Below are 23947 nucleotides of genomic sequence, written 5' to 3'. Positions count from 1 at the left end.
CCCATGACCACGCGCAATTCCCTTCGTGACATCGAAGAAGACCCGGACTTTGGCATAACGCTGAGCGACGGGTGTCGCCTCTCGGCCCGTATATGGCGCCCGAGGGACGCAGATGACGACCCGGTTCCGGTGATCCTTGAATATCTGCCTTACCGCAAACGCGACGGCACCACCGCCAGAGACGCCCTGACCCACCCGTGGTTTGCCGAACGTGGGTACGCCTGTGTCCGCGTCGACATGCGGGGCAATGGCGACAGCGAAGGATTGATGCAGGACGAATACACGCCGCAGGAACTGTCGGACGCGGTGGAGGTGATCAGCCAGCTGGCTGCCGCGCCCTGGTGCAATGGCAACCTGGGCATGATGGGGATCAGCTGGGGCGGATTCAACGGGCTGCAGGTGGCCGCATTGGCGCCCGCGCCGTTGAAGGCCGTGATCACCCTGTGCTCGACAGTCGACCGCTACGCGGATGACATCCATTACAAGGGCGGGTGCCTGCTGAACGAAAACCTTGGCTGGGGTGCGACTATGTGGTCCTATTCCAGCCGCGCGCCGGATCCGGCCCTGCGCGACAACTGGCGCGAGATGTGGTTGCAGCGGCTTGAGAATGAACCCTTCCCGCCCGGCATCTGGCTGCGCCATCAACATCGCGATGCCTATTGGCAGCACGGATCGGTGTGCGAGGACTATTCCAAAATCAAGGCAAAGGTTCTGGCCATTGGCGGATGGGGCGACGCCTACAAGAACGCCGTCCCCCAACTGGTCGAAGTCTTGCCCGGTGCCAAAGGCATCGTTGGCCCGTGGGTTCACAAGTACCCGCATTTCGCGGTGCCCGAACCGCGCATCGGCTTCCTGCAGGAAGCCCTGCGCTGGTGGGATCACTGGCTGAAGGGCGAGGCAACGGGCGTTGACGCGGACCCTGATTATCGCGCTTACCTGATGGACGGTGCACGGCCCGCACGATGGTACGCAGAACGGCCCGGGCGCTGGATTGTCGAGGCTGATGGCGCAACCTCGCATATCCCGCATCGAACGTTGCACCTGACGGACCGCGGGCTTTCAGACACCCCGGGCAAACTGACGGCCACGGTCGCCTCGCCACAGGACTGCGGTGCGGAAAGCGGAGAATACTGCGCGATCTGGCTGGGGCCTGAAATGCCCGGCGACCAACGTCACGACGATGCCCTGTCGGCCTGTTTTGACACCGGCCCCCTGGATCACGATACCGATATTCTGGGAGCGCCGCGCATTGTCCTGCACCTGTCAGCCGACCGTCCGCAGGCGCAGATTGCGGTGCGGCTCTGCCACGTGCATCCCGACGGCGCCTCGACCCGCATCACCTATGGCGTGCTCAACCTGTCGCACCGCAATGGTCACACGTCACCCACGCCACTGGCCCCCGGTGCCGCCTGCGACGTCGCGCTTGAGCTCGACCAGATCGCCTACCGTGTGCCGCAAGGTCATCGCCTGAGGGTATCCATTTCAAACGCATATTGGCCGCTGATCTGGCCCGCCCCGGAAACCAGCGCACTCTCTCTGGACCGCGGCGAACTGCAATTGCCTGTAAGGCGCACCGCACGTGGCGCGGAACACAGCTTTGAGGCAGCAACCGCAGCCGCCCCGTCGCAGACCGAAACCCTGCGCGATGCGCACAACAGCCGCAAGCGGGATGTGGACATGACAACCGGGGTCGTGACGCTGACAATCGAGGATGATTTCGGCAAAGTGAAAGATGTCGATCACGGCCTTGTCTCCGGGTCGGTTGCGCGCGAAATCTGGTCCATTCACCCCGATGACCCGCTGTCGGCACGGGGCAGCTGCCACTGGACAGACGAATTGGAACGCGACTCCATCGCACTGCGGACCGAAACAACCTGTTCCATGTGGTCGGACGCGCAGCATTTTTACCTGAGCGCACGGCTGGAGGCCTACGAGAATGGCGTGCTGATTTACGAGCGCGATCATTCAGACCAGATTGCACGGGATCATGTCTGAAACTGGACTTATGGATTATCCTGAATACCCCTTGCGACATGCCCCGAAATGCGCAAGCCTGCCCTATAAACTAAGAAATGCGCAAAAGACGCACTATTCAACTGGGAGAAACCAATGAACGATCAACTCAAACATCTGTCCGAACGCGTGACGAAAGGCCTGATGACCCGTCGCGAATTTGTCGGACGTGCGGCCGCGTTGGGCGTGACAGCAGCTGTTGCCAACTCGATGCTCGCGACGGCCGCCAAGGCGGCGGGCCCGGTGAAGGGCGGCACCATCAAGCTGGGCGCCTCGGGCGGCGAAAGCACGAACACGCAGGACCCGGCGCTGACGGCCTCGGAAGTCCCGCTCTACAACCTGCGCCACTGGGGTGAGACACTTGTCGATGTGGCCGCGGACGGCAGCATCGAATACCGCATGGCCGAAAGCGTTGAAGGCTCCGCAGACGCCAAGAAATGGGTCTTCAAGATCCGCAAGGGCATCCCCTTCTCGAACGGTCAGGATATGACCCCTGACGACGTCCTGAAAACGATGCAACGCCACTCCAACGAAGACAGCCAGTCCGGTGCTCTGGGCATCATGCGGGGCATTGAAAACATGTCCGTGGATGGCGACAATTTCGTGGTCGAACTGGCTGCCGGCAACGCTGATCTGCCCTACCTGATGTCTGACTATCACCTGATGATCCAGCCCGGCGGCGGCATGGACAATCCGGGCGCGGGCATCGGGACAGGCCCCTACACCATCGAATTCGACGAACCCGGTGTGCGCCATGGCTTCAAACGCCGCGACGACTATTGGGATTCCGAGAACCGCGGACATGCCGAATTTTCCGAACAGATCGTGCTGAACGATGCAACCGCGCGCACCGCGGCCCTGCAATCCGGTCAGGTTCACATGATCAACCGGGTTGATCCCAAGGTGGCGGGGCTGCTGGACCGCGCGCCTAATCTGACGGTGAAATCCGTTGCCGGACGTGGCCACTACGTCTTCATCATGCACATCGACACCGCCCCCTTCGATAACAATGACCTGCGTCTGGCGCTGAAATACGCGATCAACCGCGAGGAAATGGTGGACAAGATCCTGCGCGGCTATGGCACGGTCGGGAACGACATGCCGATCAACGGTGGCTACCCGCTCTTTGACGACACGATCCCGCAGCGTGAATTCTCGCTGGAAAAAGCGGCCGAGCACTACAAGAAATCCGGCCATGACGGATCGCCGATCATCCTGCGCACCGCGGATGGTGCCTTCCCGGGGGCGGTCGATGCGGCGGCGCTCTTCCAGCAATCCGCGCAGGCCGCGGGTATCCCACTGGAAATCAAGCGTGAACCAAATGATGGCTACTGGTCCGAGGTCTGGAATGTGCAGCCCTTCTGTGCCAGCTACTGGGGCGGACGCCCGGTTCAGGACCAGATGTATTCCACCGCGTATCTGTCGACCGCGGACTGGAACGACACCCGCTGGAAAGTACCCGCATTCGACGAAATGCTGCTGGCCGCGCGGGCGGAAATCGACGAGGCCAAGCGCAAGGAAATCTATTCCAAGATGGGGCGGATGCTGCGTGACGAAGGCGGCCTGATCCTGCCGATGTTCAACGATTTCGTGGGCGCTGTCGCCAACAATGTCGGCGGCTACGAAGACGATCCCAACGGTCCCTTGATGAACAACAAGGCTCCGATCAAGTGCTGGATCAACGCGTAAGGGTCGGGTCAGCACATGCATCCGATCGTAAAACTGGTTGCCCAACGCCTGGCGTTGGGCCTCCTGTTGCTCTTCGCCGCCTCGATCCTGATCTTTGCAGGGACATCCATCCTGCCCGGTGACGTGGCACAACAAATCCTCGGACAATCCGCGACCCCCGAAGCGCTGGAAAACCTGCGCCGGGAACTGGGCCTGAACGAGCCTGCGATCACCCGATATTTCTCCTGGCTGGGGGGCGTGATGCAGGGCGACCTGGGCACCGCCCTGACCAACGGGCGTGACATTGCCGAAAGCCTTGGGACACGTCTGTCCAACACACTTTTCCTGGCCTTCTGGGCGGCCGTGATCGCGGTGCCGCTTGCCATCACGCTGGGCCTGCTGGCCGTCCGCTACAAGGACCGCTGGCCGGACAAGGTGATCTCGGCCGTGACGCTGACCACCATTTCAATTCCGGAATTCATGATCGGCTACGTGCTGATCTTCTTTTTGTCCATCCAACTGCCGCAACTGATCAACGGAATGGAATTCCTGTCTGACGGCGTGCGCAACTGGATGCTGTCGAACCTGCGATTTTCATCCGTAGCCCTGATGAATGACAGCATGACCCTGATCGAAAAGATCAAATCCATCACCCTGCCGATCATGGTGCTGACCCTTGTGGTGCTGGCCCACATGATGCGCATGACCCGCGCGGCCATCCTGAACGTGATGCAATCGGCCTATATCGAAACCGCCGAGCTCAAGGGCCTCGGTATGCTCAAGATCATCCGCAAGCACGCCTTCCCCAATGCCATCGCGCCCATCGTCAACGTTGTGATGATCAACCTCGCCTACCTCGTCGTGGGCGTTGTGGTGGTCGAGGTAGTCTTTGCCTATCCGGGCATGGGGCAATACCTCGTGGATCACGTAGCCAAGCGTGACATTCCGGTGGTGCAGGCCTGCGGGCTGATCTTCGCCGCCGTCTACATCGGTCTGAACCTCGTCGCGGACATCGTGTCGATCCTGGCAAATCCAAGATTGAGGCATCCGAAATGAGAATACCTCTCGCAGCCCTTATCGGGCTTTTCTTCACCGGCCTCTTCTTCGCCGTCGCCATCTTTGCCCCCTTCATCGCCCCCTACGGGATGGCAGAGGTGGTGGGCGATGTCTGGGAGGCGCCCTCCGACCGGTTCCTGCTGGGCACCGACAGCATCGGGCGCGATTTGCTCAGCCGCATGATCTATGGTGGACAGACGACGATCTTTATCGCCACGGCCGCAACCGCGCTCAGCTTCATCACAGGCTCCGTTCTCGGCTTCTTCGCGGCCGTTTCAGGCGGCTGGGTCGATCAGGCGATCTCGCGGTTCGTGGATCTGATCATGTCGATTCCGTCGCTGATCTTCGCGCTGGTGGTTCTGTCGGTCATGCCCACAACCATCACCATCCTGATCGTGCTGATGGGCCTGCTTGATTCCACCCGGGTCTACCGGCTTGCCCGTGCCGTTGCCGTGGACATCACGGTCATGGACTATGTCGAGGCAGCGCGTCTGCGCGGCGAAAAGATTGGCTGGATCATCTTCCGCGAAACCCTGCCGAACGCGCTGTCGCCGCTGGTGGCCGAAATGGGACTGCGCTTCATTTTCGCGGTGCTCTTTGTCTCCACCCTGTCGTTCCTTGGCCTTGGCGTTCAGCCGCCGCAGGCCGATTGGGGCGGCATTGTGAAAGAGAATAAGGAGGGGATCAACTACGGTGTCTCAGCCGCTCTCTACCCGGCGTATGCCATTGCGGTGCTCTGTATCTCGATCAACCTCGTGGCGGATTGGATTCTGAACCGAACCACCTCGCTGAAAGGAGGTCGCGGATGACCGACGTTTTGCTCAAGGTCCGGGGCCTCAAAATTGGCGCGACAATCTACCCGCCCGGGGAAAAATCCCGCGAGATCGAAATCGTGCATGGCGTGGATTTCGATCTGGCACCGGGTAAGGTACTGGGGCTGATCGGCGAATCCGGTGCCGGGAAATCCACCATCGGGCTTGCCTCGATGGCCTATGGCCGCGGCGGTGTTGAAATCACCGGCGGGACTGTCGAGGTCAACGGCCGCGATATCCTGTCCTCCGGTCTGCGCGATGTGCGTCGCCTGCGCGGGGCCGAGGTCACCTATGTTTCGCAATCGGCTGCGGCCTCGTTCAACCCGGCCAAACAGATCATGGAACAGGTGACCGAAGCCGCGATCTTTCAGAACAAGTTTTCCAAGAAGGAGGCCGAAGAGCGCGCGGTAGAGCTCTTTCGCAAACTCGGACTGCCCGATCCCGAAAACATCGGCAGCCGTTATCCGCATCAGGTCTCGGGCGGCCAGTTGCAGCGCTGCATGACGGCGCTTGCGCTCTGTCCACAACCTGACCTCGTGGTTTTCGATGAACCCACAACCGCCCTTGACGTGACAACGCAGATCGACGTTCTGGCAGCGATCAAGGAAGCCATACACGACACGGGCGTCGCGGCGCTCTATATCACCCACGATCTGGCCGTTGTGGCGCAGGTGAGCGATCACATCATGGTGCTGCAACAGGGCGCCATGGTTGAATACGGCACCACCGATCAGATCATCAATGCGCCGAAGGAGGAGTACACCAAGGCGCTGGTCTCGGTCCGGTCGATCGATCATGAAGAAAAGCAGCCAACAGACACCCCGGTTCTGAAGGTTGAAAACATCACCGCGCGTTACAAGGGCACGGATTTCGATGTGCTCAAGAACATCAGTGTCGAACTGCATCCGGGTCAGACGCTGGCTGTTGTCGGTGAATCCGGCTCCGGCAAATCGACGCTGGCGCGGGTAATCACCGGGCTGCTGCCACCTTCTCAGGGCAAGATCACCTTTGACGGGCGGGAACTGACACCTGACCTGCCGACAAGGCCTCTCGAAGATCTGCGCGAATTGCAGATGATCTACCAGATGGCGGATACGGCGATGAACCCGCGCCAGACGGTCGGGACAATCATCGGGCGCCCGCTGGAATTCTATTTCGGGCTGAAGGGTGCCGAAAAGCAAAAACGCATTCAGGAACTTCTGGACGAGATCGAACTGGGGGACGGCTTTCAGGACCGATATCCGGCCGAGCTGTCGGGGGGCCAGAAGCAGAGGGTGTGCATCGCCCGCGCACTTGCGGCCAAGCCCAAGCTGATCATCTGCGACGAGGTCACCTCGGCACTGGACCCGCTGGTCGCGGATGGCATCCTCAAACTGTTGCTCAACCTGCAAAAGATCGAAGACGTCGCCTATCTCTTCATCACCCACGATCTGGCCACGGTGCGCGCCATTGCAGATAGCATCGCCGTGATGTTCCAGGGCGAGGTCGTGCGATACGGGCCGAAATCACAGGTTCTTTCCCCGCCCTTCGACGATTACACCGATCTGCTGCTCAGTTCCGTGCCGGAAATGAAGCTGGGCTGGCTGGAAGACGTGATCGCCAATCGCAAGATGGAAAGTGCCGGTAACTAAAGCCCGCGGTGGTTATGAAACGGTCACCGCCCCATGATGAGCCTGGAAAATAGCGTCCAGTTGATTGCTATCGTGCAGCCCCTGCACCGTCTGGTGCAAACCGCCCTGCCCGTCGAACAGAAGCAGGGTCACATTGCCAACGCCATGACGCACGGCGAACGCGCGGCCTTCCGGGGTCGTAATATCGGCAATGAGGTAGACCAGATCGCATTCGCCGAAGGATTTGAGCGCCCGGCGCGCCTGTTTCTGCAAAGCTGTGCAGGTGGGGCATTGCGGATCATGCACTTGTACCACGACCGGTTTGCCCTGACCCAAGCGCGTCAGATCATGCTCTGCGGCATAGGCCTGAAACGACCCCAGGGCAAAGTAACCGCCTCCTGACACCAGCACCGCCCCGATTGCGCCATTACGCGCCAGTTTCAGCATGTCGCGCCGCGCCAGCCCCGGCGCGGCGGCGGGGGTGGTCTTGGATATGCGCTTGCGCGTCTTGCGGGATTTGCTCATGGCACCCTCCTTGCAGCCTGTTGGCCGCAGGTTAGGCACGGCACCGCTATCCGGGCAAAGGCTTTCAGGTTCGGTCCCTGTCACAATCGCGTCACCCTACCGTGATCGCCCGAACCACCGGGCAAGCGAGACGCGTTCCGCCGCGCGCCAGGCAATGGGCGCCAACCGGCAAATCTTTGTCACAGACCGCAATCGGCGTTGCACGTGCGCTGCGGTTGGTTTCAGATAGCTGCAGGCGGACCGGGAGAGACTCATGGACAGCAAACTGCTTCTCATCATCATCGACGGGGTGCCATGGCGAAACTGGCGACGGCTGTTCGGCAATCTGGAGGGCTGGGTTGCCAGCGGCGAGGCCCGTGTCTGGAAACATCGTTCCGTTCTTCCGTCGACATCCGCCAGTTGCTACGCGTCGATCCACACGGGCGTTGTCCCGGCGGAGCATGGGTGCACCGGAAATCACGATGTCCGCCGTCTGACGCACAACGACATTTTTTCGCAGGTTCGAATGGCGGGCGGGACCACCGGTGCCGTGGCGCATTCCTTTTGGTCAGAGTTTTTCAACCGCGCACCGTTCGACCTGGTGCGCGACATCGAATACGACGAGCCGGAGAGCGCCACGATCAATCACGGGCGTTTTCACACAATGACCGGCTATAGTCTGATCAACCAGATGACGCCATCGGACGCCGACCTGTTTGCAACGCTCACCCGGCTTTGCGAAACGTTCGACCTCTCCTACGGTATGCTGCACACCTGCACGTTGGACAGTATGGGACACCGCTTTTTCCACGATTGCCAGGAGATGGATCAGGCTTGTTTCATGATGGACGAGATGCTCGCCCCCTTTATCCGGCGCTGGCGCGCCAGCGGGTATGACGTGATCGTCACGGCCGATCATGGGCAGGACGCGCGCGGCCACCACGGCGGCCAGGATGCATTGCAGCAAGAAGCGGCGCTTTACTATTTCGGCGATGCCGATGGCCCCGGCGCCGGGGACGTTATCGACCAGGTGCAACTGGCGCCGACCATCCTGTCGCTCCTGGGGGCGCCAATCGCTGATACGATGACGGCGCCCGTTTTCCTGACCTGACTATTCCGCCACAACCGCACTGTTCGCCAGTTCCCACGGGCGCACGAAAGCGCTGAGCGCGCCTGAGATCGCTTCTTCGCTTGCACCATTGGGGTCGATTTGCGCAACCAGCCCGCGTTTCTTGTCATCTACGACGGCCACCACCCGCGCAGCAACGCCTGCGTCTTCAAGGGCAGCATTGTAAATCCGCGTGATTGCCATCTTGCGCAGGTCCGGTTTGAAAATCTTGCCCACGGCGGTTTTCGGAAGCTCGGGCATGATCGTCATGTGCTTTGGCTGTGCGGCGCGCTCGTGCACATGCTCCTTGCAGAACTTCAACAGTTCCTCTTCGGAGACCGTCGCCCCCTCGACAAGCTCAACAAAGGCGCAGGGCACTTCGCCGGAATGTGCATCCGGCTGGCCGATCGCCCCTGCGAATGCAACAGCCTCATGATGCAGCAGCGCTTCCTCGATTTCCGCCGGGTCGATGTTGTGACCGCCGCGAATGATCAGGTCCTTCGCCCTTCCGGTAATCCACAGATACCCGTCCGGATCGACGCGCCCAAGATCGCCCGTGCGCAGATAGTCCCCGTAGTACAGATCCTTGTTCTTGTCAGTTTCCGTATACGTATTGCCGACATAAACACCGGGATTGGACACGCAGATCTCGCCGATCTCATCGACATCGGCCTCCACCGGACCTTCAGGCGTGCTCTTGTAAATCATTACGTTGCAATAGGGGAACGGTACACCGATGCTGCCCACTTTCTTCTCGCCATCCACCGGGTTGCACGACACAAGGCAGGTGGCCTCGGTCAGGCCGTAGCCCTCTACCAATTTGACACCGGTGGCCGCTTCGAACCGGCGGAAGAGTTCCAGCGGCAAGGGCGCTGATCCTGAGAACGCCGTTTTCACCGTGCTCACATCGGCATTGATCGGGCGCTGCATCTTGGCAGAGATCGCGGTGGGCACGGTGATGATGAAGGTGATTTTCCATCGCTCCACCAGTTTCCAGAAGTTGTCCATCACGCCTTCGCCCCGATACCCCTGGGGTGTCGGAAAGACCACATGCGCGCCTGACGTCACCGCCGCCATCAGGATCACGTGACAGGCGAATACATGAAAGAGTGGCAGGGGACAGATGATGTTGTCGACTTCGCTGAACAGCAGTTCTGTTCCAATCCAGCCGTTGTAAATCAACCCTGAATAGCGATGCTGCGCGACCTTGGGCATGCCCGTGGTGCCACCGGTGTGGAAGTAACAGGCAACACGATCTTCCTGCAGGTCATCAAAGGCCAGCGATTTGGGTTGTTTTGCCAGTTCGGCGCGGAAATTCAGATATTTGGCCTGGTTCTGCACGGTGCGTTTCGGACGGATCAGCGGCACGATCCAGGATTTGGGTGGCGTCAGATAGCGCAGCAGGTCGACTTCGAGCACGGTTTTCACGTTGGGGGCAAGCGCTACCGCCTCCGCCGTTTTGTCGGCGACATCCGTTTTGGGGAAGGGTTTCAGGGTCACCACGACCTTGGCATTGGTTTCCCGCAGGATCGAGCCAATCTGCTCCGCATCCAACAACGGGTTGATTGGGTTGACGACACCTGCCACGGCCGCGCCGAGCAGGGCCAGCACCGTTTCATTGGCATTGGGCAGGATGTAAGCCACAACGTCGTCCTTGCCGATGCCCAGCGATCTGAACAGGTTTGCCGCCTGCGTGACCTGATCCTTCAGCGCAGACCACGTGAGCGTCTCGGCTTTATCCGACGCCCCCGAGAAAATCTGGTAGCTGACCGCGTTGTGATTTGGGAATTTTCCAGCGGTCTCGCTCAGCAAACCGTAGAGCGTCTTCGGCAACGGGCGCTCGGCCCACTGCATCTCGGCCTCGATCGCATTGCGGTCGTCAATACCGGCAAAGGTCATTCAGTTCCTCCCAGAACGCCCGTTTTCGGGCTTGTTATCAGTGGCAGAGAGGATGCGGTGAAACAAGCTTATGTTCAAGCTTTTCAACCTGCCCTGCCCCCGGTTGGACGCTGCGTCAGAAAATGTGACGTGGGGGCACGGGAATTCCGGCTGTCTCCGCCGTGTGGGCGCGATGGCAGATACGGGCCGGGGCGACGCCCTATTCGGCGGCAATGCCGTCGGTGAACTGCAACCGAGCCAGGCGGGCGTAAAGCCCGTCTTCGGCGACGAGGGCGTCATGCCCGCCACTGGCAACGATGCGGCCCTGATCCATGACCACGATGCGATCCGCCTTTTTCACCGTCGCCAGACGATGCGCGACAATGAGGGTTGTCCGGCCCTGGCTGAGCGTATCCACCGCGGCCTGTACCGCGCGTTCGCTTTCGGCATCCAGCGCGCTGGTGGCTTCGTCCAGCAGAAGCACCGGCGCGTCGCGCAGGATGGCACGTGCGATCGCGATCCTTTGTTTCTGGCCGCCCGACAGCATCACGCCGCGTTCGCCAAGATAGGCGCCGTATCCATCCGGGAGCGCAGTAATAAACTCATGGGCAGCAGCTGCCTTGGCGGCGGCTTCGACTTCCGCATCCGAAGCGTCAGGTCGTCCGAACCTGATGTTATCGAGCGCCGAGGCGGCGAAAATAATCGGATCCTGCGGCACCAATGCCACGGATTTGCGAAATTCATCGCGGCGCAGCGCGCTCAAATCGATCCCATCGAGAGTGACCCTGCCGGACGTCGGATCGTAAAACCTCAGGATCATCTGGATGATCGTCGTTTTGCCCGCGCCAGACGGCCCGACGAATGCCACGGTCTCACCCGGCTCGATTTGCAGGCTCACACCGTCCAGCGCCATGGTGTTTGGACGCGCCGGATAGGCAAATGTCACGTCCTCGAAGGCGATCCGCCCCGTCACCGGTTGCGGCAGTGCTTGCGTGATCTCTGCGTCCTGCACGGTGTCCCTGGTATGCAATAATTCGACCAGACGTTCCGTTGCACCGGCCGCGCGCTGAAGCTCTCCCCATATCTCGGACAGTGCAGCGACACCGCCGGCGACCATAACCGCATAGATAACGAACTGGACAAGTGCCCCCTGCGACATGTCGCCCGCACGCACGTCCCGCGCGCCGATCCACAGAACGCCGACGATGCCTGCAAAGACCAGAAAGATCACGATCACCGTCATGACGGCCCGCGTGAAGACCCGGCGCTTCGCCGCGTCGTAGGACAGTTCGGTAACCTCCGAGAACTGACGACGGCTGGCGGCCTCATGTGTGAAGGCCTGCACGGTCTGCACCGCACCAAGCGTTTCCGATGCGTTCCCGGAAGAGGCTGCGATCCAATCCTGGCTTTCCCGGCTCAGCACGCGCAAGCGCCGACCGAGGACGAGAATCGGAACTATCACAGCAGGCACGATCAGCAGCACCAACCCGGTGAGTTTCGCCGACGTCAGCAGCATCAGGATCAGGCCACCGATAAAAATCAACAGGTTCCGCAGGGCAATCGACACAGACGACCCGATCACCGACAGGATCAGGGTTGTGTCCGTGGTGATGCGGCTGAGCACCTCGCCGGTCATGACCTGTTCATAGAAGGAAGGGCTCATGCCGATGACGCGGTCGAACACGGCCTTGCGAATGTCGACGACCACGCGTTCTCCCAGCCGGGTGACCAGCGCGTATCTCAGTCCCGTTCCAATCGCCAGCAACCCGGCGATGCCCAGTGCCGCCGCGAAATACTGATCGAGGATATGGGCATTTTCGGTGTCGAAGTTATCTACCACGCGCCGCACGGCCAAGGGCAATGTCAGCGAAATCAACGCCGTAGACACGAGCGCCGCAATCGCTGCGAACATCAGTCCGCGATAGGGCCAGACGAAAGGGATCAGCGCACCCAAGGCTCCCAAGCGTCGCGACTTTTCGCGTTCATCTGTTTTTCCCGGTGCCGCGGGTACCGGAGGCTTTGACCCTGCCATAGTATTTCCTTCGTCGTCTCCCCCTGTCATGGCGGGCCACGTGCCGGGGGTCAAGGCGTCCAGCCACCCGGCCAATGCAAAGGGGGTCAAAATGCCGCGACCCTACAACACAGTACCAAACAGCTGAAACCCGTGATCGGGCACCCTCAAGGGGTGGTCGCAGCCATATCGCCGGGCGGAAGAATATGCGGAAGGCACCTGCCGCAAGGGCGAGCGTCGCCCCAGATACCAGACGCTGAAACCAGTCGCATCGTCAGTCAGTTAGGACGGAAACAGTTGTTGGAGCGGGCGGTGAGTTTCGAAACCGAACCACATGAGCTCTTTTTTCATTATATTTCAGATTCTTAATTAGATCTGGCTTTTTGAAAGTTGCGGGATTGTTAACCTAACCTTCCACATGTCGCTGCGCGACCCTCGCTAGAGGCCGTGAGATGCTCCTAAAATGCTAAGAAACGTTGATAGAAACATCAAAACAAGCGAACCTTGGAGTGCACCTGCGATACTTGTCCACCAGCTATGGACAAAAATATTGCCAGTGCTCGTGGCTTCAATATTGCCAGTGCTTGTGGCTTCGGGCGTCTTCGGGTTCGTTGCATCAAAAATGCCGATACTTGCAGAACAAGGATGGCCGGTTTACGTGTTCTTTGGTTTGCTAGGGGCGTTTGGTCTTCCCGGTTCTGCTTCTTTCATAGCAAACCTAAGACACAAATAGAGCGCGTCGAAAGACCTTGCACAGGGAATCAAATGGAATGATGCCCAAAACTCTCCGTTTTCGGTCATCGACGGGGTACTCATACCGTAGCTGAGATATTCGGTAAGGACCATGTGAGGTCGCGTGTCGTTTTTCGAAATTGCACGATTGAAGGGCCGGGTGTGATAGGTCTTTTCGACAGCCAAATCGAAAAATGTGACATTGCCGGTGTTCCGGTTCCGATTGTAATTCACATCAATGATGATTTATCGGAAATCGGGAACTTCGTTCCAACTGCGCACAAGTGCCAATTCATCAATTGTACTTTTTTCAACGTCATTTTGGTTGATCAACCTTTTCGTCAACAGTCGCATGCAACACACCTATTTGCCTCGATCACGCGGTTAGAGACAAACCGTTCTGAAGGTGAACAAGCCGATCTGACGGGCAGTGAGTCTTCTGTTGGTCAAGAGCAAGGGCAGAAAAAAGACGCTGAGTAAGTACGACACACAAAACTGTTTTGCAGAGTCCAAGCGTGTTCCAACTATTCTGAGGGCAGCGGCAAACTGCCTACAGCGTCAATTCAGCAAGCCAAGTTCTGTCGGTAAATCTCCGCCGAAATCCGTCTTTCAGCGGGTCCAAGTGAGATCGTTTTCGGCGCTCTAAATTCAGGCTGAATCCACCAGTCCTGGTCCGAAAATACACATCTACGTTGCGGAATTTAACTGAAGACGTGTTGCGGGATTTGTTTAGTGATCCCGCAACAAATCATGGATAAAAGGCAATAAAAACAGATATAAGTGCCAATTTTTAGAGACTTTTTCGCGAAAATGATGCCATTTCTGGAGCGGGCGGCGGGAATCGAACCCGCATCATCAGCTTGGAAGGCTGAGGTCTTACCATTACACAACGCCCGCTCAATGATTTTGGTAGTATTTCATACTCGTGCGGGCGTCAAGCAGACCTCTCACGGGGCTAGCTCCAAAGAGGCGTATTGCCACTTTCGACCCATCCCTGCCATTCATCTTCGGCTCTGCTGCTGCGGTACGACCCCACATCGCGAAGACCACCTCATTGCTTGACCGGATGACCTGAGACCTGCCTTCCCTCCAGTCTTTGGAAGAATCCGTCGGTTGGTTTCTGGCCCTATGATCCTTGGATTCCCGTCGGATTATCTTACAAATTCCTGCGGCGTGGGATGGCCGCGGCACGAGTGGGGTCTGTTTCGCGCCAAATCGCCATAGTAAAAAAGCGCTCCAAAAAGCTTGAACCAATTGATCTGTACGAGCCCATCAAAACTGCGAGTGAGGCACCCGATCTTAACAGTGGTTTCGGGCGTCGAAATGAATTGCAGCGGCGTGTTCTGGTACGTTTTCGGACGAGGTAACGGGCACCCTTCACATATGTAATCACGGGTCATTTGCTTCCAGATGTCGAAGTCATTGTTAACCTGAACTGTGGTTTCCTAAACAACCAAGGCGTCACTCATGCGATGCTGGACGGGCTGCGTCGTACCTATCGGCGAACATTCGTGGATTTGGGTCGCCCTATCAGCTGATCCGCGCATTCGGGCTAACCTTCAGCATCATCGCACTGACAGGAATACTCGGTTGGGACTGGTTCGATCATCCTGAATTAGTAGATCCCTTTTTTCCAAGGTTTTTGAAGCTGGCGTAGCAGTTGACGATCAGATGGTTCAAAGTGGCAAGATCAAAGGTTTTTGTGAAGCGGCGACGCTTGTACCGTTCTTGACCGGGCCCAAGTTCCGAAGGGTGCGCTTGTTCCACGGTTCCTGTGCCTCGGACCAGATTTTGAGTTCAAAACACGGATGGCATTGCTCTATGCGGGAAACGTTCCATTCAGCATCAATGACCGAATATGCGGCGCGATCTTTCGCTTCGCCAAACAGTCCAGCATCGGGCCCGAACCATAGGCCTTGTTCGCAATCAGGCGTCCGGGGCGCACATCAACCCTTGCACTGACCCGGTTCAGCTTCGTCTTGGTTGACGCGATTTCAGCCTGCCGGATTGAGCATGTGGCTTCAAAGGTCGACGATCACACCTTGATCGGTGTCGATCAGATGGTTGTCGGAATAGCTGAAGAAAGCCGGACCGTCGGGTGCCGCTGTCCATTGGCCCTCAGGATCAGAGAACGACGTGAACTTGGGTTCGACGGTTGAGGTTGCCCCAAATGCCTCATCGTCCGACGCGTTCGAATATTCACGAACAGCGCGGAGCGCAGCGTCCGCATCGATCCGCGCCCTGTCCCATTCGTGATTTGGAGAAGCGTATTGATTGTTTGCGTCGGCCCCGATCACGCTGGCATCAACAGCCTTACGCTGTTCATCCACAACGCTCCGCGCAACTGTCGCCTCAAACCGATGGCGCAGCAGCTCGCTTTGCCGATAGTGCCAAAGCCGGGTACTTGAGGAGGTGGTTCGGTCGGGGATAACGTCGTTTAGACCCAGGCGGCAGAACCAACGATATGCAAGGTTCAGATGCATCTCTTCCCAGTGCAGCCGCTAGGATCGGATGCCAAAGCAATACCTGAGACCTGTTTCTTCGTCCGGTTTGAGGCCGAGTCCGTCCCAATGGAGGAGACGAACGGAGTGAAGAGATCACGGTTCAGGGAAGAACAGATCATCGCAACCTCAAGCGGCAGAGGAGCGGCGTCGCAACAACGGATGTGCGTTGCGAGCATGGGATCGGTTCTGCAACATTGCATAAATGGAAGGCCAAGTTGGGCGGGTTTGAAGTTTCAGATGCTCGCATGTTGCAGGCGCTGGAAGAAGAGAACGCGAAGTTGAGGAAGCTGTTGGCCAAGCAGATGCAGAACAATGCCGTGCTGAAGGATGTCGCCTCGCGAAAGTGGTGACGCCCGGCGCAAAGCGGGAAGCTGTGGCGCGCCTGTGCAGAGAACGCGGGGTGAGCCTGCGACGGGCGTGTGCAGTCCTTGGTATGGACCGGTCAAATGGGCGATATCGCAGCGTTCGTCCAACCGGTATTGATCTGCGCAAGTCAATGAAGGCGGCGATGGCTCTGTCGCGAGGAGAGGCTGCAGGTGCGCAAACGCGGCGGTCGCAAGCGCGTTCTGGGCTCACGTACGTCGATACTGGTGCCGGAAAGGCCGGGTGAACGCTGGAGCCTGAACGTCGTCTCGGCAGCTGTCACTGATGGACGTCGGTTCCGGGTGCTCGCCATCATGGATGACTTCAGCCGCGGGTGCCTGGCGCCGGTCGCAGATACGTCGCTCTCTGGATTGCGGGTGACGCGGGAACTGCCGGCGATCATGGCGCAGCGCGGACGACCCGAGACCATTGTCAGCGACAACTGCACGGAACTGACCAGTATAGCCGTGCTCAGATGGTGTCAGGAGACCGGGTTCGACTGGCACTACATCGCGCCCGGGAAGCCGGCGCAAAACGCCTTTGTCGAGCCCTTCAACAGCAGCTTCCCGGACGAAAACCGCAACGACACCCTGTCACGTCGCTGGCCGACGCCCACGAGAGGATCACTGCCTGGAAGGAGGGCTACAACCGCAGCTGACGTCACTCATCCCGCTGCAATCCCACGCCGCAGGAATTTGCAACCAAATCCAGACGGCGAACCAAGAGCGCCTAGAAACCGGCAAGCCCGCCAAGATCAGCCTGTCAAGCGTCAAATCGGAGACTGCCTTGCGCACCCGTTCCCTCTTTCGGCAGACGTTTCAGTTCGTTCAATTGGTCTATGCCCGTTCCACCGTAATTCTTCTTGCAACCGTAACAGGTCTGTTCCGCCACACCGATCTGCCGGATCGCATCAAGACGTGATGTAACTTGCCCGGCCAGAACCTCACCTTGTCATAGATTTGCGGCAATCCCTTCCGTCGTGGCTCGCCTCTTTGCCATGTGTCGCCTCCGTTTCCTAAACACAGCGGAGGACCATTTCAGGAGGAGATCAGCATCAGGGGCGCGCGCGACCGTTACAATAGCAGGCGTCACCCGGCACATGGCTGCCAGTCGCTTCACGCGCATAACGAAGCACCATCAACGATCACGGGTTTCGCAATATCAACGTGCCACGAGACGCCCAATTTCTGCACGAATTTCTTCGGCCGAGAGGATGAATGCCTCCCGGGTTCGGCCATTGGCCTGCTCACTGTCCCGCAGCGCAGTCACCATCCCGACGAGTTGCCCGCTCCTGTCAAAGACCGGCCCACCTGAAAAGCCCCGTCGAATATCTGGCATCGTCGCGATCACACCACGACCGAAAGGCGCAAGCGACCGCCTGTCGGATGCCACGGTGCCCTGGATGATCAACCGACGCCGGGGATTGGCGCTGTTTGCAACAATACCGACCGCGTAAACCGGCTCTCCGCGCTGCGCGCGTGCCGGTCCCGCTGGGGTGATCGGCAGTACCCCCTCTCGCACGGCCAGTATCGCAAGATCAATACGCTGACTGACCGCAAGCACCTGCACCGCAACCCGGTGTTTGCCACGAGTTGACAGGATAACGGTGTCCCCCGGCGCGCGTCCTTTGACGACATGGGCGTTCGTGATTGCCAGACCATCGGCGATCATGAATGCCGAACCGACAATGGCGCCGTTGAACAGCGTCGCATGATACGACAGCGACCGGGGGGGCTCCGCAGTGTCAACAGGCTGACTGCACGCCAGCACGAACACCGCACTAAAGACGACCCGCCGAACAAAGACCATCGCCCGTGCACGCGCACGGACAATCCCATTCAGGAACATAACACACTCCGACCCATACCAGTCGATACCGACCGGCCCATCGTCAAAGATGCGCCCAGCGAGTTAAGAGGCCGCTAACGGCATTGCAGGCGTTTTGGAGGTTTTTAGTCGATCTTGACTCAACGCAGGGAGTTGCCTGCCGGACAGGCAGCCGGGGTCAAAACCGTGCGACGGCCCCCACAATGAAACGGGTTTCCTGTGATGGGTCGGATGTGTCGCGGGGGGTGCCACTGATCTGTCGGATGATCTGCGGGGTCACCGACAGCCAGGTGTTCAGCGATATCTGCGCCCCGACCCCTATGGAACCGAGGTTTTCCCATTGCTGCCCGTCCCGCGACAAAGACCGGTCGTAGGCGCGGCCATAGTCGATGAAGGCATAGACATTGGCAGCATCGGCAAAGGTTCCAAGGGTTTGCGGATTGATCGCACGCCGCAATTCGGCACGACCCGCGTAGCCGGAATCACCCGAAGTATTACCCGGCGCAAAACCGCGGCCAATCGATGCACCGCCCAGATAAAACCGTTCGGAATTCGGCTGGACGCCGCTTGCCAGTTGCCCCGTAATCTCACCAAAGACAGACCACGAGCTGCTTCCCAACGCCTGCAGGCGCGACAGGGTGAACTGCGCCGCAGTGAAGTTGATATCTCCTGCCGCAGGCCCTGTTGCCGAAACCTGCGCCCCCGCAACATCGATCCCCTGACGGAGCGACAGGTCCACAAGACTGATGCCGCCAAGGCGGTCGGCGATGTCCCAGGTGACACCTGCTTCGACGATGGCGAGCCGGTCTTCTTCCACCGTTGTGAGCCCTACAAGCGCGGTTTCCGTTTCGCTGTCGCGCAGGGTAAACCCGATGCGTCCGAACAGGTTCTCCGACCGTGCCCGGACAAAGGGCACCACAAGCTGGGCAGTCAGCTCGGTCTGATCCGATATCGAGGACAGCCCCGTTGCGGCACCGGCCTCGGCCAAATCCGGGTCGCCACGGAAAACGTTGCCGCCAAATCGCAGCCGCGCGCCATCGAGAAGGGTGTTGCTCAACCCGCGCAGCGGGATGTCGGCGGAAACGGATGCGAAGGCCAGCGCGGTATCTTCAGGCGCCAAAGCGATGTTGCCGTCCAGTGTTTCGTTAAACCCAAGCGCGTTGAAGGACCGCACCCCTGCGCCGAGCGTCCAGTCCCCGTACAAACGTGAGCCACGGTTGTCGATGGAAAAGTACCCCGAAATCGGCTGCTGTTCGATCTGCACGTTCAGATCGGCGGCCCCAAAGGTATCCGGGGACGGCCCTAGAACCGTCTCGACCGACCCGGCATTTACGCTGCCGACGGCATCGCGCGACAACAGCACGCTGCGTTCAAGGGTGGTCAGCTTGAGCGGCCTTTCCTGCGCCACGGGATCGAAGTACTCGGTTACCAGCTCCTGCTGGTTCGTCGCGCCACCTGAATATGAGATCTGGTCAATAAAACCTTCGACCACGACAATTCTGACGAGCCCGTTGTCCACCGTCTGCGCCGGCAGAATAGCCTGCGACAGCACATAGCCGCGTGCGCGGTACGCCGCGCTGATCTGGCGGGTGATGTCGTCAAGTGTTTGCACGGTCACGCGCGCGCCGATCAACCCCTCCCAGATCGGGCTGATATCTGCCTGATCAAGCGCCGACAGCCCTTCCAGTACAATCCCGTTCAGGACAAAAGATGGGCCGTTTCCGGTTGTTGTAACCGCCCCTGCTTCCACGCTTGGGCGGGGTGGTTCGACCTGGCGCGAGGTGTCGGGTGCCGTTTCGGGCAACGGCGGCACCTGAGGAGCCTGCGCGCTGGCCGCCACAGGAAGCATCACGCAGAGGCCAGCACTTAGCAGAAGGTTGAGCGCCCGCATTACTGCTGATCCCAGAAGGATTCAGTGACCACAACGCTGACACAGCCATCGCGCCCCGCACCGCCCAGGTTAGCCGATACGCCGCAATCCCCCGTCGCTTCCGGCTCCAGCCCGCCGGCCGCCGGGACAAACCCCTCCGATCCATCCTGCGACGCTGGCCTGAAGGCGATGACTTCCCCAAGCGAGTAACTGAGCGCGAAGGGATCCGCAGCAGCAAGCCCGATATCGCGCTCCGATGTGCGGAAGGCGGCGTCTCCCGGGGTGACGGGCGACGCTCTGAACCCGCCCCGGCGCTGTGCGATGACACCCCCTTCGGTGAGGTCAGTGACCGCGCCGCCCTCGGTAAAGACGGAGCCCACTGTAAGCTCGCCGTCCACGAAGGAAATCGCATAATTGGTGCTGGTCACACCCGCTGGTGTAATCGCGAAGGTGCCCGCGGGGCTGGCAACCGTTGCCGGAGTTGTCAGCAACAGGCTGCCGGAGAGGTCGGACAGGGTTTCACCCAGAACAAACCCGGCGAATTGGGCGCCAAAGGCCGGGTTTGGGTCACCCACGGCGCGGCTCGCATCATTCGCGGTAATCGTCAGCGATGCCGGATCGATGGTCAGAGTGCCATTTGCCGCGGTGACGTTGTAGCCCTGTGAAGAGGCTGCTGCGGTCACGGCGATCGTGTAGGGGCTGCCGGCAACGGCGGCATTGGCCGCGCTGCCTGTGCTGGAAATGCTGACGGGTCCGGCCAGGGCCGAGGCCTCGCTGTCGCCTGCGCGCAGACCGGTCAGGTTATAGGTCAGTGTGCCGGTCACGTCGTCGCCATAAGTTTTTGTGCGCGAGACCGCAGTCACCGTAAGACCGGGTTGTTCGCCATAGACAATGCGGTTGCCCGCAAAACCACTCAGAGAAGAGGGCGGGTTTGATGCAAAGGGTCGGTTGTAGAGATCGAAGCTGCCGGATGCAGGCGCGGTGCCGGCGAGGCTCGCGAACTGGTTCATATAGAGCAGCCAGCGCCCCGACGGATCCGGCGCCTGAAGGGCCGCCGCGCCCGCGTTGTTCTCAAATCGGTTACCGGCCGCGATGACCACGGCATCACCCGCCGCTGTCCCGGTGATCTGCGCCCCGCTGCCCAAGGTTACGCCCGTATCGGATTCAAGCGTGACCTGAGGGGCCTGAACAGTGCCGTCGACCCCGATAGAACCGCCTGTGGTGGTGACCTCCAGAGGCACGCCCGTCGCCTGGAAGCTGCCTGTCGCATTCCCGACATTGAGGCTGAAATCCGCACCATCCACCAGATCAAAGACGGGCCGCACGCTTGCCGTGATATCACCGATCAGGGTGACGTCGCCACCGCTGGCACCGCTGCCACTGGCGCGCACCAGTCCATCCCATGTTTGCGTCGCCGCATCGAGCGTGAGCGTTGCGCCATTGAGCGCCTGAATGCTGGCAAGGGCATTGGCATCACCTGTCTCAATGTCAATCTCGTCAGCGTCGATACTGATCGATCCGCCACTGCCCGCGATGATCTGCGCGGTTCCCTGCGACACGGTATCACCGGCAATCACCGACACTTTTGGCGCGGTCAGTGAAATATCCGACATGTCGCCCGAACGCCCGATACGGACAAACTGGCGGTTGGCTTCGCCCCCTTGCAGCTTGATCTCCGTCCCGGCCGTCAGGGCGATATCACCGGCGCTGGCATATATCTGCGTGTTTCTCTGGCGTGTGTTGGTGCGTTGCAGAACAATACTGCCCGTGGTCGCCTCGACGGTCACGTCGCCGCTGTTCGTACTGATCCGCTGGTGTCCGTTGGAGCCCCCCATGCGGACATCGCCGTTGGCTGACCGGATGCTCACGTCGCCCCCTTGGGTCGCGATCACATTGTTGTTGATCGTTACGGAATTCTGCGCCCGCAGGATCAGATCGCCCGCATTCGTGGTGCGCAGGCGCCGGTCAACCACGATGGTGTCACCGGCAACAAGGGTCAGGTCGCCCGACCCCGAGATCTGGGTCGCCCGGTTTACAAGAACGGACGCGTCCGCTGTTGCCGTCACGTTCCCCGCGCCAGTTGAAAAGACAGGTCTGTCAAACCTGATGTCCGCACCCGCGTTGACAAAGATGTCACCGGTGCCGGACGTCTGAACGCTTTGGTTGACATCAACCGTATCCCCGGCGGTCAGGGTCAGGTCGCCCGCGCCGCGGGTCTGTATGTTGCGGTTCACGACGATCGATCCATCGGCGTCCAGTGTCAGGTTGCCGCTACCGTTCCAGCGCAGCGCCGTTGCGACGGTGATGTTGCCCGCGTCCGAGGATGCTGGTTGATCGGTGGTGATGACCACGTCCGAATTGCCATTCAACGCCGCCACGATGGAAGGACCACGGATCTGGAATTCGCCCGCACCTGATGGCGGGTTGGTGGTGCCTGCAGAGACGTTCGTGCCGGAGGCAGCAATCCGGACGTTCCTGGGATCAAGCAGCCAGGTGCCGCCGTTGCCTGCCGTTACGCTCGCGTTGTCACCTGTGCCCAGGTTGATTTTGCCGGAAGTCTCGACCAGCCCACCCGAGATTGCGCCAACGGTGCTGATGCTACCGTCGAACCATGTTGACTCGTCCGACCAGATGACCACTGTGCCGCCACGGCCCGAGGTGCCATCCGCTGTTACGACAGAGCCCATGTTCAGCACCGTCTTAGTCGCCCGCCGCAGATCGCCGGTGCCCTGAAACCCGCCGCCGATCAGAACCTCTCCACCGGAAACCGCGCCGCTTGCGTCCACCTCGGCGGATCGCGCGAGGTTAACGGTCTCCCCGGTGATCCGTACCGAACCACCTGTGCTCTGGCCGGTGGCTTCAATGGCACCCGACACGTTGACCTGACCGCCGCCGCGCCCGATCAGCTCGACCCGGCCGCCGGCATCTGTGCCCGACGCGGCCCGAATTATCCCAGACGTGTTGATCACCGTATCAAGCACGCCCGCCGCACCGCCCGCCGAAATCAGGACGCGGCCGCCCGATACGTCGATGCGACCGGCATTGGTGGCGCGACCTGCCTCTGGCGTGCCGGAGACAGCAATTTGAAACACACCGTCGCCCGCGAGGTCGATGGTTGTGGTTTCACCCGATGCAAGGGCCACCGTGCCCAGATGCGCGACAATCGTACCCGCATTCCCGACATTGCTGCCGACGAGAGCCGCCAAGCCTGCGTCGCCGATAGAAAACGTGCCCTCGTTCACAACGCGGGCCCCCGGCCGCTCGCCGCCGCCGATCCTGAAATTGCCGCTGTTCATGAAATGACCCGGGTCGACCAGTTGGCTGGACGCAACCAGACCACCGGTATCGATTTGCGCATCACCTGTGAACAACACGCCGGCCGTATTCTGAATGACAACGGTTCCCGGCGCGTTTATCGCCCCCCGGATCACGCTGGCGCTGGCCGAGTTGACCCGGTTCAACGTCGCCGAGGACCGCCCCGGCTGATTGAATGTGACCGTGTGATCACGCCCGACGTCGAAGCCCTGCCAATCGATGACCGCGCGTTCAGTTGTCTGGTTGATGACGGACTGCTGAGCGGTCTGCGCAATACTTGCCGACCCGCTTGCAACCACGCCCCCTTGCGGGGACTGCGCCCCGGCGGACTGCGCCGCCAGCAAAAACCCCGACAGCACCGTCGTGACCAGTAAATCCCGCATGACGGACAGGTGTTGGCCTTGGCCTTTTCGTACCCAGAAAATCATTGCCACACACTCCAGCCAATCAAACGATGCAGATGTTGTTTAGTACCTCTAAAAATTTACTCAATATTGATTCTAATAATTGGTGAACGTCGTGTTGCAAATACCATAGGCGACGGACCGGCCAGATGAGCGAGTTCCGGATCGTGCTCGCGCGGTGGATTTACCGGGCGATGTCTGCATTGCTATGATGAGTGTTGCGCCCACCCGACCGACCGACCAGTCGGGTCAGGCTATCAAACGGTCCGGCG

13 protein-coding genes, 1 tRNA gene and 3 pseudogenes are annotated in these 23947 nt (G+C 59.9%); 8 read left to right on the top strand and 9 right to left on the bottom strand.

Translation table 11 applies throughout. From position 1 onward, the window contains the following. Nucleotides 1–3 precede the first annotated feature (3 nt). From KX928_RS06790 to KX928_RS06770, 5 genes are all read left to right on the top strand, one after another. Entirely contained in the window at nt 4–1995 is a 1992-nt protein-coding gene (locus KX928_RS06790; protein ID WP_219500393.1) for a CocE/NonD family hydrolase, read from the top strand. A gap of 114 nt (nt 1996–2109) precedes the next feature. After that, nucleotides 2110–3702: an ABC transporter substrate-binding protein gene (locus KX928_RS06785; protein ID WP_219500389.1), complete on the top strand. Its 1593-nt coding sequence runs from the start codon at nt 2110–2112 to the stop codon at nt 3700–3702. Nucleotides 3703–3717: 15 nt separating this feature from the next. Next, nucleotides 3718–4737 carry an ABC transporter permease gene (locus KX928_RS06780; protein WP_219500387.1) on the top strand — a complete coding sequence of 340 codons (1020 nt, stop codon included), beginning with the start codon at nt 3718–3720 and terminating at the stop codon, nt 4735–4737. Continuing rightward, on the top strand, nt 4734–5546 hold the full coding sequence (locus KX928_RS06775) for an ABC transporter permease (RefSeq protein ID WP_219500384.1): 813 nt from the start codon (nt 4734–4736) through the stop codon (nt 5544–5546). The genes KX928_RS06780 and KX928_RS06775 overlap by 4 nt, the downstream gene beginning before the upstream one ends. Beyond that, nucleotides 5543–7180 (top strand): ABC transporter ATP-binding protein, encoded by a 1638-nt coding sequence (locus tag KX928_RS06770; RefSeq protein WP_219500382.1) that lies wholly within the window; start codon nt 5543–5545, stop codon nt 7178–7180. The genes KX928_RS06775 and KX928_RS06770 overlap by 4 nt, the downstream gene beginning before the upstream one ends. Nucleotides 7181–7192: 12 nt before the next feature. On the opposite strand, the gene KX928_RS06765 is transcribed toward KX928_RS06770, so the two are convergent. Continuing rightward, the gene (locus KX928_RS06765) at nt 7193–7684 is read right to left on the bottom strand and encodes a thioredoxin family protein (RefSeq protein WP_219500380.1); all 492 of its coding nucleotides are present in this window, start codon (nt 7682–7684) and stop codon (nt 7193–7195) included. Between the two features lie 253 nt (nt 7685–7937). On the opposite strand from KX928_RS06765, the gene KX928_RS06760 reads away from it, so the two are divergent. Continuing rightward, a complete protein-coding gene (locus KX928_RS06760) occupies nt 7938–8774 on the top strand; it encodes an alkaline phosphatase family protein (protein ID WP_219500378.1) in 837 nt (278 codons plus the stop codon). Here KX928_RS06760 and KX928_RS06755 read toward each other — a convergent pair whose 3' ends face one another. Next, nucleotides 8775–10670, bottom strand: a complete 1896-nt coding sequence (locus KX928_RS06755; protein WP_219500375.1) for an acyl-CoA synthetase — start codon at nt 10668–10670, stop codon at nt 8775–8777. A gap of 199 nt (nt 10671–10869) precedes the next feature. Further along, nucleotides 10870–12681 carry an ABC transporter transmembrane domain-containing protein gene (locus KX928_RS06750; RefSeq protein WP_219500373.1) on the bottom strand — a complete coding sequence of 604 codons (1812 nt, stop codon included), beginning with the start codon at nt 12679–12681 and terminating at the stop codon, nt 10870–10872. 873 nt (nt 12682–13554) lie between these two features. Here KX928_RS06750 and KX928_RS06745 point away from each other — a divergent pair. Continuing rightward, nucleotides 13555–13872, top strand: a complete 318-nt coding sequence (locus tag KX928_RS06745) for a hypothetical protein (protein ID WP_219500371.1) — start codon at nt 13555–13557, stop codon at nt 13870–13872. Between the two features lie 343 nt (nt 13873–14215). Here the strand turns inward: KX928_RS06745 and KX928_RS06740 are convergent. Together KX928_RS06740 and KX928_RS23965 are read right to left on the bottom strand one after the other, a co-directional pair. After that, nucleotides 14216–14289, bottom strand: a tRNA-Gly gene (locus KX928_RS06740). Between the two features lie 958 nt (nt 14290–15247). Beyond that, nucleotides 15248–15917 (bottom strand): annotated as a pseudogene (locus KX928_RS23965) (transposase); the annotation flags it as partial. A gap of 63 nt (nt 15918–15980) precedes the next feature. Between KX928_RS23965 and KX928_RS23960 the strand changes: the two are divergent. Continuing rightward, nucleotides 15981–16992, top strand: a pseudogene (locus tag KX928_RS23960) (integrase core domain-containing protein). 13 nt (nt 16993–17005) lie between these two features. Here the strand turns inward: KX928_RS23960 and KX928_RS23955 are convergent. From KX928_RS23955 to KX928_RS06710, 4 genes and pseudogenes are all read right to left on the bottom strand, one after another. Next, nucleotides 17006–17198, bottom strand: a pseudogene (locus KX928_RS23955) (IS3 family transposase); the annotation flags it as partial. 222 nt (nt 17199–17420) lie between these two features. Then, complete coding sequence (locus KX928_RS06720; RefSeq protein ID WP_219500364.1) at nt 17421–18107, bottom strand: S1 family peptidase; 687 nt, start codon at nt 18105–18107, stop codon at nt 17421–17423. Nucleotides 18108–18264: 157 nt separating this feature from the next. After that, nucleotides 18265–19977 carry a ShlB/FhaC/HecB family hemolysin secretion/activation protein gene (locus KX928_RS06715; protein ID WP_219500361.1) on the bottom strand — a complete coding sequence of 571 codons (1713 nt, stop codon included), beginning with the start codon at nt 19975–19977 and terminating at the stop codon, nt 18265–18267. Next, nucleotides 19977–23699 carry a beta strand repeat-containing protein gene (locus KX928_RS06710; protein ID WP_219500359.1) on the bottom strand — a complete coding sequence of 1241 codons (3723 nt, stop codon included), beginning with the start codon at nt 23697–23699 and terminating at the stop codon, nt 19977–19979. Before KX928_RS06710 ends, KX928_RS06715 begins: the two co-directional genes overlap by 1 nt. Nucleotides 23700–23947 lie beyond the last annotated feature (248 nt).

The sequence above is a fragment of the Roseobacter insulae genome (assembly GCF_019375555.1).
Lineage (GTDB): Bacteria > Pseudomonadota > Alphaproteobacteria > Rhodobacterales > Rhodobacteraceae > Roseobacter > Roseobacter insulae.
Note: the sequence above shows the minus strand (reverse complement) of the source record. Positions and strands in the feature narration are given on the sequence as shown.

Coding starts and splice junctions, on each gene's coding strand:
- KX928_RS06790 (WP_219500393.1), top strand. CDS start 4: ATGACCACGCGCAATTCCCTTCGTGACATCGAAGAAGACCCGGACTTT.
- KX928_RS06785 (WP_219500389.1), top strand. CDS start 2,110: ATGAACGATCAACTCAAACATCTGTCCGAACGCGTGACGAAAGGCCTG.
- KX928_RS06780 (WP_219500387.1), top strand. CDS start 3,718: ATGCATCCGATCGTAAAACTGGTTGCCCAACGCCTGGCGTTGGGCCTC.
- KX928_RS06775 (WP_219500384.1), top strand. CDS start 4,734: ATGAGAATACCTCTCGCAGCCCTTATCGGGCTTTTCTTCACCGGCCTC.
- KX928_RS06770 (WP_219500382.1), top strand. CDS start 5,543: ATGACCGACGTTTTGCTCAAGGTCCGGGGCCTCAAAATTGGCGCGACA.
- KX928_RS06765 (WP_219500380.1), bottom strand. CDS start 7,684: ATGAGCAAATCCCGCAAGACGCGCAAGCGCATATCCAAGACCACCCCC.
- KX928_RS06760 (WP_219500378.1), top strand. CDS start 7,938: ATGGACAGCAAACTGCTTCTCATCATCATCGACGGGGTGCCATGGCGA.
- KX928_RS06755 (WP_219500375.1), bottom strand. CDS start 10,670: ATGACCTTTGCCGGTATTGACGACCGCAATGCGATCGAGGCCGAGATG.
- KX928_RS06750 (WP_219500373.1), bottom strand. CDS start 12,681: ATGGCAGGGTCAAAGCCTCCGGTACCCGCGGCACCGGGAAAAACAGAT.
- KX928_RS06720 (WP_219500364.1), bottom strand. CDS start 18,107: ATGTTCCTGAATGGGATTGTCCGTGCGCGTGCACGGGCGATGGTCTTT.
- KX928_RS06715 (WP_219500361.1), bottom strand. CDS start 19,977: ATGCGGGCGCTCAACCTTCTGCTAAGTGCTGGCCTCTGCGTGATGCTT.
- KX928_RS06710 (WP_219500359.1), bottom strand. CDS start 23,699: ATGATTTTCTGGGTACGAAAAGGCCAAGGCCAACACCTGTCCGTCATG.